The organism is Pseudomonas sp. LRF_L74 (assembly GCF_965644255.1).
Classification (GTDB): domain Bacteria; phylum Pseudomonadota; class Gammaproteobacteria; order Pseudomonadales; family Pseudomonadaceae; genus Aquipseudomonas.
Map to the genome: position 1 here is coordinate 552,428 of NZ_CBFFRH010000001.1, position 12,746 is coordinate 565,173.

Annotated in this window: 16 protein-coding genes; 13 read left to right on the forward strand and 3 right to left on the reverse strand. The window is 64.5% G+C overall.

From position 1 onward, the window contains the following. Positions 1–68: 68 nt before the first annotated feature. Genes ACSZPK_RS02585 through ACSZPK_RS02615 form a run of 7 tightly spaced genes read left to right on the forward strand, consistent with a single transcriptional unit; the run spans position 69 to position 7,480 of the window. Positions 69–1,082, forward strand: a complete 1,014-nt coding sequence (locus tag ACSZPK_RS02585) for a 3-oxoacyl-[acyl-carrier-protein] synthase III C-terminal domain-containing protein (protein ID WP_437879823.1) — start codon at positions 69–71, stop codon at positions 1,080–1,082. Further along, positions 1,082–2,086 carry an NAD-dependent epimerase/dehydratase family protein gene (locus ACSZPK_RS02590; RefSeq protein WP_437879824.1) on the forward strand — a complete coding sequence of 335 codons (1,005 nt, stop codon included), beginning with the start codon at positions 1,082–1,084 and terminating at the stop codon, positions 2,084–2,086. The genes ACSZPK_RS02585 and ACSZPK_RS02590 overlap by 1 nt, the downstream gene beginning before the upstream one ends. Continuing rightward, positions 2,083–2,931 (forward strand): MBL fold metallo-hydrolase, encoded by an 849-nt coding sequence (locus ACSZPK_RS02595; RefSeq protein ID WP_437879825.1) that lies wholly within the window; start codon positions 2,083–2,085, stop codon positions 2,929–2,931. The genes ACSZPK_RS02590 and ACSZPK_RS02595 overlap by 4 nt, the downstream gene beginning before the upstream one ends. Then, positions 2,921–4,252 (forward strand): F390 synthetase-related protein, encoded by a 1,332-nt coding sequence (locus tag ACSZPK_RS02600; protein ID WP_437879826.1) that lies wholly within the window; start codon positions 2,921–2,923, stop codon positions 4,250–4,252. The genes ACSZPK_RS02595 and ACSZPK_RS02600 overlap by 11 nt, the downstream gene beginning before the upstream one ends. Further along, positions 4,240–5,376, forward strand: a complete 1,137-nt coding sequence (locus ACSZPK_RS02605) for an ATP-grasp domain-containing protein (RefSeq protein ID WP_437879827.1) — start codon at positions 4,240–4,242, stop codon at positions 5,374–5,376. Before ACSZPK_RS02600 ends, ACSZPK_RS02605 begins: the two co-directional genes overlap by 13 nt. Next, positions 5,373–6,485, forward strand: coding sequence for a hypothetical protein (locus ACSZPK_RS02610; RefSeq protein ID WP_437879828.1), 1,113 nt, complete (start codon positions 5,373–5,375; stop codon positions 6,483–6,485). Before ACSZPK_RS02605 ends, ACSZPK_RS02610 begins: the two co-directional genes overlap by 4 nt. Then, on the forward strand, positions 6,482–7,480 hold the full coding sequence (locus tag ACSZPK_RS02615) for a Rieske 2Fe-2S domain-containing protein (protein ID WP_437879829.1): 999 nt from the start codon (positions 6,482–6,484) through the stop codon (positions 7,478–7,480). Before ACSZPK_RS02610 ends, ACSZPK_RS02615 begins: the two co-directional genes overlap by 4 nt. A 53-nt stretch (positions 7,481–7,533) precedes the next feature. Here the strand turns inward: ACSZPK_RS02615 and ACSZPK_RS02620 are convergent, their stop codons facing one another. Beyond that, a complete protein-coding gene (locus ACSZPK_RS02620; protein WP_437879830.1) occupies positions 7,534–7,863 on the reverse strand; it encodes a DUF883 family protein in 330 nt (109 codons plus the stop codon). A 134-nt stretch (positions 7,864–7,997) separates the two neighbouring features. Here ACSZPK_RS02620 and ACSZPK_RS02625 point away from each other — a divergent pair, with 134 nt between their 5' ends. The 4 genes from ACSZPK_RS02625 to ACSZPK_RS02640 all read left to right on the forward strand — a co-directional run bounded on the left by ACSZPK_RS02625 (position 7,998) and on the right by ACSZPK_RS02640 (position 10,280). After that, positions 7,998–8,213, forward strand: a complete 216-nt coding sequence (locus tag ACSZPK_RS02625) for a dodecin (protein ID WP_437879831.1) — start codon at positions 7,998–8,000, stop codon at positions 8,211–8,213. Positions 8,214–8,323: 110 nt separating this feature from the next. Next, positions 8,324–8,548, forward strand: a complete 225-nt coding sequence (locus tag ACSZPK_RS02630; RefSeq protein WP_437879832.1) for a DUF1161 domain-containing protein — start codon at positions 8,324–8,326, stop codon at positions 8,546–8,548. Between the two features lie 212 nt (positions 8,549–8,760). Further along, positions 8,761–9,756, forward strand: coding sequence for an LLM class flavin-dependent oxidoreductase (locus tag ACSZPK_RS02635; protein ID WP_437879833.1), 996 nt, complete (start codon positions 8,761–8,763; stop codon positions 9,754–9,756). 98 nt (positions 9,757–9,854) lie between these two features. Further along, entirely contained in the window at positions 9,855–10,280 is a 426-nt protein-coding gene (locus tag ACSZPK_RS02640; RefSeq protein WP_437880271.1) for an OsmC family protein, read from the forward strand. Between the two features lie 33 nt (positions 10,281–10,313). Here ACSZPK_RS02640 and ACSZPK_RS02645 read toward each other — a convergent pair whose 3' ends face one another. Both ACSZPK_RS02645 and ACSZPK_RS02650 read right to left on the reverse strand, forming a co-directional pair. Further along, positions 10,314–10,733 carry a hypothetical protein gene (locus ACSZPK_RS02645; protein ID WP_437879834.1) on the reverse strand — a complete coding sequence of 140 codons (420 nt, stop codon included), beginning with the start codon at positions 10,731–10,733 and terminating at the stop codon, positions 10,314–10,316. Between the two features lie 16 nt (positions 10,734–10,749). After that, a complete protein-coding gene (locus ACSZPK_RS02650) occupies positions 10,750–11,166 on the reverse strand; it encodes a hypothetical protein (RefSeq protein ID WP_437879835.1) in 417 nt (138 codons plus the stop codon). 67 nt (positions 11,167–11,233) lie between these two features. Here ACSZPK_RS02650 and ACSZPK_RS02655 point away from each other — a divergent pair, with 67 nt between their 5' ends. Both ACSZPK_RS02655 and ACSZPK_RS02660 read left to right on the forward strand, forming a co-directional pair. Then, on the forward strand, positions 11,234–12,334 hold the full coding sequence (locus tag ACSZPK_RS02655; RefSeq protein WP_437879836.1) for an aminopeptidase: 1,101 nt from the start codon (positions 11,234–11,236) through the stop codon (positions 12,332–12,334). Next, positions 12,331–12,561, forward strand: coding sequence for a DUF1161 domain-containing protein (locus ACSZPK_RS02660; protein ID WP_437879837.1), 231 nt, complete (start codon positions 12,331–12,333; stop codon positions 12,559–12,561). The genes ACSZPK_RS02655 and ACSZPK_RS02660 overlap by 4 nt, the downstream gene beginning before the upstream one ends. The last annotated feature ends 185 nt before the right edge of the window (positions 12,562–12,746 follow it).

A 12,746-nucleotide genomic window follows, 5' to 3' on the forward strand; every position in this document is an offset into this window, starting at 1 on the left:
GGTAGCCTTGCGCCTCTTGAAAAACGCCACGGCCATGTACCGCACGCAAGATATTCAACGGAACTGATATGCCTTCGCCCCTTCCCTACCGTCCCATCCGCTTGCTCGGTACGGGCCATGCCTTACCCGCCAACCCTGTCAGCAGCCGCGAACTGGATCAGCGCCTGGACCTGGAGCCCGGCACGGTGCAACGCATCGGTGGTGTGCGTAGCCGCCCGGTTGCCGGCCCTGAGGAAAACGCTGCCCGCCTTGGCGCCCGTGCCGCGCATCAGGCCCTGGTGGCTGCCGGCTTGAGCCTCGACGAGATCGACTGCGTGGTGGCGGCCAGCGGTACGGCCGACCAGGGCATGCCGTGCAATGCCGCGCTGATTCACCGTGAGTTGGGGCTCGGCGATTCCGGCGTGCAAGCCATGGATATCAACAGCAGTTGCCTGAGTTTCATCGCGGCGCTCGATCTGCTGTCCTGGCCCATCGCTGCCGGGCGTTATCGCCGGGTACTGCTGGTCTGTGCCGATATCGCCTCTTGTGGCCTCGACTGGAGCCAGTTGGAAAGCAGCGCGATCTTTGGCGACGGCGCGGCCGCTGTGGTGATCGGCCCCGCCGAAAACGGCGGCTCCAGGCTGCTGGCAGCCGATCTGCGCACGTACTCCAGCGGTGCCGAGCTGTGCCAGATCCCTGCCGGCGGCTCGCGTTTCCACCCGCAGCGCCTGCAAGAGCAGGACTTCGAGCCGTTGACCCGCTTCGCCATGAACGGCCCTGGGGTGTTTCGCCTGGCAGCCAAGCACCTGCCAGGTTTTCTCGATGATCTGTTGGCCCAGGCCAACACACCGCGCGAGCGTATCGACTGGGTGGTGCCGCATCAGGCCAGCCACCTGGGCCTTGAGCATATGCGCCGACGCTTGGGCTTCGCCGAGGAGCGAGTCATCGACATCTTCGCCGAACATGGCAACCAGATCGCCGCTTCGTTGCCCACGGCGCTGGACATCGCCATCCATGATGGGCGCATCCAGCGGGGCCAACGCCTGTTGCTGATCGGCACCGGTGCTGGCCTGTCATTGGGCGGCCTGGTGCTGGACTACTGATGCGAGTCCTGGTCACGGGTGGTACCGGCTTCGTCGGCCGGCATATCGCCTGGCGCCTGGCGGGCAGCGGTTGTCAGGTTATCTTCAGCGGTCGCAGCCAAACGGCGGCTGCCGAGGTGATCGCGCACAGCCCTGCAGCGCTGACCTGGCTGCCGTTGGATCACGCCCAGGCGGATGCGGCCGAGCGGTTGCAACAAGCCAGCCAGGGGGCGGATGTCATCGTCCATTGCGCGGCGTTGTCGTCGCCCTGGGGCACGCCAGCGGCTTTCCATACTGCCAATGTCGTGTCTACCGAGCAGGTGATCCAGGCCTGCCAGCGCAATGGCATTGCCCGGCTGGTGCATCTCTCGACGCCGAGCCTGTATTTCGCTTTTCGTGATCGGCTGGGAGTGCTCGAAGACCAGCCGCTGCCGCCGCCGATCAATGATTACGCGCTAACCAAGGGTGAAGCGGAGCAGCGTATCGTCCAGGCGGGTCTGCCAGCGGCGGTGATGTTACGACCACGTGCAGTGTTCGGCCCCTGGGACGCGACCTTGATGCCGCGCCTGCTGCGGGTCATGCGCCGTGGGCCGATTCCACTGATGCGCGGTGGCCGCGCCCAACTCGACCTGACCTGTGTGGATAACCTGGTCGATGCCGTGTGGTTGGCGCTGACCCAGCCATTGCCCCGTCCGTTATGCACGTACAACGTCAGTAATGGCGAGCCGGTCGTCCTCGAAGACCTGTTGCATAAGATCGCCGAAGCCTTCGACCTCGAACTGCGTACCCGACGCCTGCCCTGGCCGCTGGTCGACGCCCTGGCCCGTGGCCTGGAAGGTATCGCTCGCCTGCGTGGCGCCGGCGAGCCGCTGTTGACCCGTTATGGCGCCGGCGTGCTCGCCTTCAGCCAGACCCTCGATCTGCATGCCATCCGCAGTGAGTTGGGTTACCAGCCCGCAGTTGGCGTCGACGAAGGGATTCAACGCCACGCCCATTGGTGGCGCGAACAGGGAGATCGACCATGACCACCGTCACTCTGCAACTGCTGCGTGCCGGCTGGTGCACCCATCTGGAATGCATGGCCGACCGTGGCGGGCGCTTCAAGGCCAAGCAATTCCCGGCCTTGTGCGGGTTGATTCGCCATCCGACTCGTGGCTGGATGCTCTACGACACCGGTTATGCCGAGCATTTCTTCCACGCTACCGAACGCCTGCCGCAGCGGATCTATCGCGCCGCCGTGCCGATCCAACTGCCGGCTGCCGATCAGTTGGGCGCGCAATTGGCCGAGCAGGGCATCCGCCGTGAGGACATCGGTACGGTCATCGTCTCCCACTACCATGGCGATCACGTGTCTGGCCTGCGTGACTTCCCCAACGCGCGGTTCATCGCCCTCGACGCCGATACCCGGCAGATCGCGAACCTGCGCGACAAACCCTGGCGCGCCAGCCTCAGCGGCCACCTGCCGGCGCTGTTGCCAGATGACTTCGCCAGCCGGTTGAGTGCGGCAGACACCGCTGCACCGTGCCAATTGCCGGCCTGGATGGCCCCGCTGCATCAGGGGCTGGACCTGTTCGGCGACGGCAGCGTGATCGGCGTCCCTCTGCCGGGCCACAGTGCCGGTCATCTCGGCCTGCTGCTGCCGGATGCCGATGGCGGCCCGGCCTTCCTCATCGGCGATGCCTGCTGGTCGCTGCCGGCCTGCCGGGACGGACGCCTGCCGCCGGCGTTGACCCTGTGGCTGGCGATCCACGATGCCGCGCAGTACCGGCAGACCTTCGCAGCCCTCGGCGAACTGGTGCGCCGAGAACCGGATATCGCCGTGCTGCCTTCCCATTGCATCCCGTCGTGGGAGGCCTTCCGTGCTCGATAGGTTGATCATCGCGGCCCATTTCATCCATGCCCGCTGGCTGCTGCGTCCGCGTGACCGTGCACAGTTGCAGGCCCATCAGCAGCGTCATCTCGCTCGTTATCTGAAGCGGGTATTGCCACGCGCCGCGCGCTTCGCCGATCTGCCTGCAAACGCCGGGCTGGCGGATTTGCCGACCATGGACAAGGCCCGTCTGATGGGCGATTTCAGCGCCCACAACACCCGTGGCATTCAGCTTGAGGATGCCTTGGGCGTGGCTCTGCGTGCCGAGTCATCGCGGGATTTCAGCCCGACCCTGGGCGATCTGGCCGTCGGCCTGTCCAGCGGTACCTCGGGGCAGCGCGGCGTATTCCTGGTCAGTGCCGCCGAGCGACGGCGCTGGGCCGGCATCCTGCTCGCGCGGACCTTGCCTGATCACCTGTTGCCACGCCTGCTTCTGCCGTGGCGCGCGCCCCTGCGCATCGCCTTCTTTCTGCGCGCCAACAGCAAGCTGTACACGACCCTGAACAGCCGGCGCATCGACTTCGTCTTCCATGACTTGATCGATGGCTTGAGCCCCGCGTTGCCACGTCTGCAACAGCAGCAACCCGACGTGCTGGTGGCGCCGGCCACGGTCTTGCGCGGCCTGGCCCAGGCCGTTCTCGATGGGCAATTGACGATCCGCCCGGCCCATATCATCTCGGTCGCCGAGGTGCTGGAAGACGGCGATGCCGCTGCCGTGGAACGTGCCTTTGGCCAGCGTCCGGCGCAGATCTACCAGGCCAGCGAAGGTTTTCTCGGGGCCACCTGTCCGGCCGGCACTTTGCACCTCAATGAGCGCCACCTGTATATCGAACCCGAGTGGCTGGACGCCGAGCAGACCCGCTTCAGCCCGGTCGTCACTGACTTTTCGCGGACCACCCAGACCATCGTGCGCTATCGCCTCAATGACGTACTGCGCGTCGCCGGGCCCTGTGTGTGCGGTAATCCGGAGCGTGCGATTGCCGCTGTCGAAGGACGTGCCGACGATGTGCTGTGGATGCCGGCACTGGATAGCGACGAGTTGCAGCCGCTGTATCCTGACCCGCTGCGTCGAGCCGTGCTGATGGTCGGCGAGGCGTTGCGCGAATACGCCATTGTCCAGCGCGGCCTGACCTGGCACATCACCCTGCGGGTCCAGGGCGAGCGTGAAAGTGTCGAGCGCGCATTGGCCGAGGCCATCGCCAGCCATTGCCAGCATTTGGGCTTGCATGCGCCCGAGCTGGTCTTCGGCGACTGGCAAGCACCACCGCCGACGGCCAAGCGTCGGCGCCTACATGTGGAGAGCCGCCCATGCACGTCCTGATCCTCGGTGCCCGCGCGCCGGCCTGTCTGGAATGGGCGCGCGCTTTCCACGGGGCTGGCTGGACGGTGACCGTCGCCGACTCCCTGGCCTGGCCGCTGGCGCGCTCCAGCCGCAGCACCGATCACTTCCTGCGTTTGCCGGAGCCGCGAGAGGACGCCAATGCGTGGGTCGATGCACTGATCGCGGCGGTCACGGCGCGTGGCATCGACCTGATCCTGCCGACCTGCGAGGAGGTCTTCTACCTGGCCCATGGCCTGCCGCGCCTGAACGCGCTGTGTCGGGTGCTGACCAGCCCGTTCGAGTTGCTGCACCGTCTGCATCACAAGGGCGATTTCGCGGCGATGACCGAAGGTTGGGAGGTCGCAGCGCCACAGACGCATGTGATCACCACGCCCGACGAGCTGCGTCCGTGGCAGCGACAGTCGGCTGACTGGGTGTTCAAACCGGCGTATTCACGCTTCGCCTCGCAGACCCTGATTCGCCCGGCTGCGGACCGGCTCGCCGCGATCCAGCCCACTACGAGTGCACCTTGGGTGGCCCAACGCTTCGTTCCCGGTCGCGAGCATTGCAGCTTCAGCCTGCTGATCGACGGCCAGTTGCGTGCCCACGCCAGCTATCACCCGAAATACCGGGTGGGACGCGGCTCCGGCATTCATTTCGAAGTCACCGCGCCAGCGGCCATTCGCTGGTTCGTCGAACGATTTGGCGCCGAGACTGGCTACAGCGGCCAGGTCGGTTTCGATTTCATCGAGGACAACGAAGGGCGTTTCCATGTCCTTGAATGCAACCCGCGTGCAACCAGCGGCGTGCATCTGTTCGATGACCAAGGGCCGCAGTTGGTTGCGGCTATCGAACAGCAGCAAGCGCCGTTACTGGCCAGTGCGGATGCGCGCCAGGTCAGCCTGGCCATGTTGCTGTTCGGCGCGCCGCGCCACGGTTTGCGGCGCCAGTTCTGGCGTGACTTCGCCGGGGCACGCGATGTGGTGGTACGCGATGGCGACCTGCTGCCGCTGTTGGCGCAATTGCCGGGTGTCGGTGAGATCGTTGGTCGCGCCCTGAGCCGCCGGTGTGGCCTGCTCGCCGCGTCGACCGCCGACATCGAGTGGAACGGGCAACCGCTGTGAGACTGATCGAGGATGCACTCGTCGGTGACAGCCTGGCTGCTCGTTATGTCTGCGCGGCGCCAGCCCTCATCGGCAATGTCAGCACGCGCATGGCCGTGCTCGATTGCGCCGGCCAGCAGGTGCCGGTCAGCATCAACGACGGTGGCGAGCGCGCCGACAATTGCTATGTGGTGTCGCCGTTGACTGCCTATACCGGCTACGCTGACGAGGAACTGCGCCGCCTGGACCGCCCCCTGCTAGCTTGGCCGCTGCATCGGCTGATCAGCGCGGTCAGTGCCTTGCTGCGTTGCGCGCGGATAGACCGTATCGTCCAGATCAACAACTGGCTGCTGTCGACCAATCTGTACCCCGCTGACTGGCCGGGCGAGCAGCTCGAAGAGATGACGGCATCGCTGCGCCAGCGCTTTCCCGATCACGTACTGTGCCTGCGCTCGTTGAACCGCCACAGCAATGCCGAGCTGATCGACCGCCTGCTCGATCTCGGCTACCTGGCCATTCCCAGTCGCCAGGTCTATCTGTTCGATGGCCGCGAAGGTGAGCGTGCGGCTTTCCGTCGGCGGCATAACTCCCGCATGGATGCGATCCTGCTGCGCCGCAGCCCTTACCAGGTGGTAACGGGCGATGACCTGGAAGACGCCGATTTCCAGCGCCTGGAGCAGCTCTACAACCTGCTCTACCTGGACAAATACTGCGTGCTCAACCCGCACTACAGCGCCGAATGGATACGCCGTGGCCAGCGCGATGGCTGGCTGCAACTGCGTGTGCTACGCACGGACGAAGGGCGGATCGACGGCGTGGTCGGCTGGTTCGCCAACGCGCAGATCATCAGTGCCCCGCTGGTCGGCTACGACACTGCGCTGCCGCAGCGTGCCGGGCTTTATCGGCAACTGACCCAACTGTGTTTGCAGGAGGCGGCCAGGCGTCGCGTGCTGCTCAACTTCAGCTCCGGCGCGGCTGGCTTCAAACGCTTGCGCGGCGGCGAGGCGCAGATCGAATACAGCCTGGTCTACGTCGCTCACCTGGGCTGGGCGCGGCGGCTGGTCTGGCGGGTGCTGGCGACGCTGCTGCATGGCATAGGCGTGCCCTTGATGAGAACGCTCAAGCTATGAAGGGCTGGTGGCCGGTGGCGCTGGCGCATGAGCTGAAACGAGACCGTCCCTTGGGACGGACACCTCATGGTCTGCCCGTGGTGCTGTTTCGTCAGGCGAATGGCGCCCCGGCTGCGTTACCGGATCGCTGCCCGCATCGCTTCGCGCCGCTCAGCGCCGGGCGTGTGCGTGATGGTCAGGTGGAATGCCCGTACCACGGTTGGCGCTTCGATGGTCTGGGGCGCTGCGTTCGCGTACCGGGCAGTAACGAGGGCGCGGGCGCAAAGAGCCTGCTGCACGGGTTGGCCTGCCGCGAAGAGCACGGGCTGATCTGGGTCAGCCGCGATGCCGCTGGCGCTCCGGTCGGGTCGGCACAGGTGGAAGACTGCGATGCCTTCTGGATGACCAGCACTGTGCGCTGCGGATTGCAGGAGGCCGCGGAAAACTTCCTCGATGGTTTCCACACACACTTCGTGCATGCCGGCTGGATTCGCCGCGACACTCAACGCCAGATGATCCTCGCCGAGGTGCAAGCGCTGGAGGATGGCGTGCAGGCCCGCTACAGCGAGGAAGGCAAACAGTCAGGGCTGATTTCGCGTTTGTTCGAGGGCAATCGCGGGCTGAGTTTCGGGCGCTTTCGCTTGCCCGGCCTGGCTGAGATCGAATACCGCAACCGTGCAGGCGGGCTCAATCTACTGGTCAGCGCCTGGCTCACGCCCATGGCCGATGGCGAGTTGCAGGTGTTCGCCCGTATCGCCACGGCACGGGGCAAGTTGCCTGCCTGGGTGAAACGGATAGCGTTGCGCCGTCTATTCAGTGTGATCCTGCGCCAGGACCGGCGCATTCTTGAACAGGTCAGTGACCATCAACGGTATTTCCAGGCAGCGCCCGCTGATTGGGGCCCGAGCAGGATGCTCGATGGTCGTCAGGATTTGCTTGGACCGTGGATAGCGCAGTTGCTGGCAACGGGACACATGCAGGATTTTGCGCCGTATCAGGTGGTCATCGAGCTGTAGGCCTGCACCTGTAGGAGCGCGCCATGCGCTCCTACGGTTTGAATATCGCTAGATCATTCGCGATTGCGGTAGATCAGGTAACCGATCAGGGCGACGACGCCCAGGCCGATGCTGGCGGATGCCACCGGGTGCTCACGGCTGTAGTCGCGGGTGGCGATGCCGGCGCGTACGGTCTTTTCCTTCACTTCCTCATAGGCCGTGCCGAGCAGTTGGCGCGAATGGCCCAGGGCGCGTTCGGCGCTGCCGCGCAGGCTTTTCAGCGATTTCTGCGACTCCTCGCCCACTTCGCTCTTGAGCGTGTCGAGGCTCTGGATCAGGTGTTCGATCTCGGTCTCGATGCTGTGCAGGGCTTTTTTCTCGTTGTTGCGCGTGAAGATGGCCATATCGGCGCCTCCTTTACCGGTGGGATGTAAAGAGTCCGACTGCGGCGCGCGGTGGAAGTGCAGCTAATCTGAACTATTCCTGCATGACACTGGACTCAAGTCTTGACGGCCTGCCAAGACCAAGGAGATTTGCAATGTCCGATCATCACACCTACAAAAAAGTGGAAATCGTCGGTTCCTCGAAGAACAGCATCGAGGACGCGATCAACAATGCGCTGGCCGAGGCGTCCAAATCACTGCAACTGCTGGAGTGGTTCGAGGTGACAGAGACCCGTGGCCATATAGTCAATGGCAAGGTCGGCCACTATCAGGTCACCCTGAAGGTGGGCTTTCGCCTCAGTGACAGCTGATCTGTAGCTTTTCCAGCGCAGCGTTGTGCAGCGGGTACGTGGCAGTGGACCGCGCGTACCCAAATCAAGGGCCTGCCGGCCCTGTCGAGTCATCCCAAGGAGCGTCAACCATGAAACAAGCGATTCTGGCAGTTTCCCTGTTCGTCATGGCCGGTTCGGCTTTCGCCGCCGGCAAACCCTGTGAAGAGCTGAAGGCGGAGATCGATGCCAAGATCAAGGCCAACAACGTACCGTCCTACACCCTGGATATCGTGGAAAAAGGCGCTGGCGGCGACAAGAAGGTCGTTGGCTCCTGCGAAGCGGGCACCAAGGAAATCGTCTATCAGCGCGGCTAACCGAACGCTGCGGACGAAGCCGGCACAAGCCGGCTTTTTTGTGGCCTGCACCCTCCGGGCCGTCGCAAGCGACGTCAAGAATGGCTCCCGGCAGTTTTTTATCGAGGCGGATTTGCAATCGACGGACGTCGAGCATATATCGTAAAAAAGCGATATAGTCATCGCCTGCCCATCGCCGAGACTTCTCTCAGCGGTCAAGCATCGGAGGTTGCATGTCCCGTCTGACCGATACCGCCTTTTCCGTGCTCGATCTCGCGCCTATCCGCGACGACGGCAGCCCGGCCCAGGCCCTGCACAATTCCCTGGCCCTCGCGCGTCATGTCGAGCACCTGGGCTTCAGCCGTTTCTGGGTGGCCGAACACCACAACATGGATGGCATCGCCAGTTCGGCCACGGCAGTGTTGCTTGGCTACCTGGCCGCCAACACCGAGCGCCTGCGCCTCGGCTCGGGCGGCATCATGTTGCCGAACCATGCGCCACTGGTGATCGCCGAGCAGTTCGGCACGCTGGCCACGCTTTATCCCGGCCGTATCGAGCTGGGCCTGGGTCGCGCGCCCGGTGCCGACCACCAGACCGCCCGCGCCCTGCGTCGCGACCGCCTGGGCAGCGCCGACGATTTTCCTCAGGACGTGGAAGAGCTGCGCCAACTGCTTGGCCCGCGCCAGCCCGGCCAGCAGGTCATCGCCATGCCTGGCATCGACAGCAACGTGCCGATCTGGCTGCTCGGCTCCAGCCTGTTCAGCGCCCAACTGGCCGCCCAGGAAGGTCTGCCCTATGCCTTCGCCTCGCACTTCGCGCCGCGCTACCTGCACCAGGCGATCCGCATCTACCGCGACAACTTCCAGCCCTCCGCCGTGCTCGACAAACCCTACGTGATGGCCGGCGTGCCGCTGGTGGCGGCGCCTACCGACGAGGAAGCCGACTACCTGGCCACCAGCGTATTCCAGCGCGTACTCAACCTGATGCGTGGCGAGAGCCTGCGCCTGCAGCCGCCGGTGGAGTCCATGGTCGGTCGCTGGTTGCCGCATGAGCAGCAGGCGGTCGGCGATTTCCTCGGCCTGGCGGTGATCGGCGGACCGGACAAGATCCGCGCGCGCCTGGACATCCTGCTGGAGCAGACCGGTGTCGATGAGCTGATCTTCACCTGCGACGTCTACGAATCGGCGGACCGCCTGCGCGCCTTCGATATTCTCGCCGGGTTGCGATAACAGGTCGAACTTGTAGCGCCAGGCATGCCTCTCAACTAGACACTCGGGCCCTTCGACGCAGGGGCCTCCCACTGCACGCAAGGAGACTTTCCATGGCGATCAAGAAGACGGCATCCGCTCACTGGGCGGGCGGCATCAAGGACGGCAAAGGCAGCATCTCCACCCAGAGCGGCGCGCTGTACGACACGCCCTATGGCTTCAACACCCGTTTCGAAGGCCAGGCTGGCACCAACCCTGAAGAACTGATCGGCGCCGCCCATGCCGGCTGCTTTTCCATGGCGCTGTCGCTGCAACTGGGCGAAGTCGGCCTGACCGCCGAAAGCATCGATACCAAGGCCGAAGTGAGCCTGGAAAAAGGCGATGGCGGCTTCACCATCACGGCTGTACACCTGTCGCTGAAGGCGAAGATTCCCGGTGCCGACCGCGACAAGTTCGAACAGGCGGTGGACGCGGCCAAGACGGGCTGCCCGGTATCCAAGCTGCTCAAGGCGGAAATCACCCTGGATGCGACACTGGAGAACTGACGCTCTCTGGATGCGGCTGAACCGGCCGTATTTCTATACAGGCCCACACCTCAGCACTTCACCACGCGCCAATGGCTCGCGCCCATTCCCATAGAACCAGGCCTGGGCGCCGCCAGGCAATGGCCGCGCCTCCAGGCGATAGCGTTTGCCCGCCTCGAAGCTGGCATAGCGCACCCGCACCACGCAGGTGATCTCTGTGCTATCGGTGCTCATCGGGTTGCCCATTGCCGGCCGCTCGAAGCGATAACGCGCTTCAAGCTCGTGGCTGCCCGGCGTCATCTGGAAATAACGACCGTCGCTCAGGCGTTGGCGATCCAGCCGATCCGCCAGGAACGAGTCACCCGGCGACCCGCCGCGCAAATCGACCCAGGCCATCTTCGGATCATGGATGGGAACCGGCGTCGTTGCGCAGGCGCTCAGCGTCAGCAGTGCAAGGATCAGCAGGTGACGCATACCGGGTCTCCAATAATCAAACCTCGCCGCAGCGACCCTCTTTGGCCTTCGCTACACGCTGGCCGCGCTCGTCGTAGAGTTGCACCCAGGGGCGGAAGCCATAGCTACCGGCTTCGAGGCGGTAGCGCTCGCCGGCGCTGAACTCAGCGTAATCGAGGGTCATCAGGCAGGTGCGGGGCATGGCCTCGCTCTGCGGGCCTATGTTGCTTGGATCGACGGCGAACTGGAAGCGCATCTGCAATTCATGTTTGCCCGGCGAGACCTGGAAGAAGCGGTCGTCCTCCAACGGTTTGGCGTCTACTCGTAGCGCCTGCAGGTTGTCTTTCTCCAGTTTGCTGGAAAGGTCGACCCAGGCCTGGCTCGGATCGTGGCTGGGCATCAGGGAACAGCCGCCCAGGGCGAACGGCAGGCTGCAAAGCAACAGTCGGCGCATGAAAGACTCCATTCGATGGCACGCAAGCGGTAGCGTGGAACAGGGCGATGCAATAGTCTCGGCAACCATGCCAACGTCCTCGTTTACAGCCTTGATCGACCGCATCGCCAGGCGCTCGGTTCCCTTGCTGCTGGCCGTGCTGCTCAACGGTTGCGCCAGCCTCGACTACTACAGCCAGCTTGGCCGCGGCCAGTTGCAGCTACTGGCGGCCCGCGAGCCGGTGCAGGCTGTGGTGGCCGATTCCACGCGAGACGAGCGCCTGCGCCAACGCCTGGCCCATGCCCAGGAAGCCAGGCGCTTCGCCAGCGATGCCCTGGCCTTGCCGGACAATCGCAGCTATCGCCTGTATGCCGACCTGCACCGCCCCTACGTGGTGTGGAATGTCTTCGCCACGCCGGAGCTGTCGTTGCAGCCGGTCACCCATTGCTTTCCCATCGCCGGCTGCGTGGCCTATCGCGGTTACTACCAGCAAGGGCGGGCGCGTGGCACAGCTGCGCTGATGCAGCGGCAAGGCCTGGACACCTACATCGGCGGCGTAGAGGCTTATTCGACCCTCGGCTGGTTCGATGACCCGATCCTCGGCAGCATGCTGCGCTGGGACGATGATCGTCTCGACTCGACCATCTTCCACGAACTGGCGCACCAGCGCCTGTATGTGCCGGACGACACCGCGTTCAACGAGTCCTACGCCAGCTTCGTCGAGCGGCAAGGCTTGCGGCAGTGGCGCGAAAGCCGTGGCCTGGCGCCGCACGATGATGCCGATGAACGCCAGCGCCGCCAGTTCACCGAACTGATCCTCGCGACCCGCGAGCGTCTTGAGCGGCTCTACCAAAGCCCGCTCGGCGATGCGCAGAAACGCAGGGGAAAGGTCGAAGTGTTCGAGCGCTTGCGGGCTGACTATCGTGCCTTGCGCGACAGCCAGTGGCGCGGCGATCGCCGCTACGATGGCTGGATCAACGGCTCGCTGAACAACGCCAGGCTGCTGCCTTTCGGCTTGTATGACAAATGGGTGCCGGCCTTCGCTACGCTGTTCCGCGAAGTGGATGGCGACTGGCCGACTTTCTTCCAGCGCTGCGAGGCACTCGGCCGCCTCGGGCCGGTCGAACGCCAGGCGGCGCTCGAAGCGCTGGCGCCCGACCGTTCTCAGACCAAGGAATCGACACAATGAAACGACTGCTCCTGCTCGGCCTGGCCGGCCTGTTCAGCGCAGGCGCCCTGGCCGCGCCCAAGGACTGCGAAGAACTCAAGCAGGAAATCGAGGTGAAGATCCAGGCCGCCGGCGTGGCCAGCTACACCCTGGAGATCGTGCCCAACGCCGAGGTCGAAGACCCGAACATGGTGGTCGGCACTTGCGACAATGGCACGAAGAAGATCATCTACCAGAAGAATGGCTAGGGTCTGTTGCCGTTTCGTCGCGACCGCGCCGGAGCCAGTTTTTACACGAGGCGAGGCGCGAGATGCGAAGTTTAGTGGGCTAAATGAGCCATAGAGTAACGCTGCATCGTATAAAAACGGGCCCGGCCCTGCGGGTGGGGCCGCCTAGGTTATTTCTCGCGACAACGCGGCTTGCGCCGAAACGG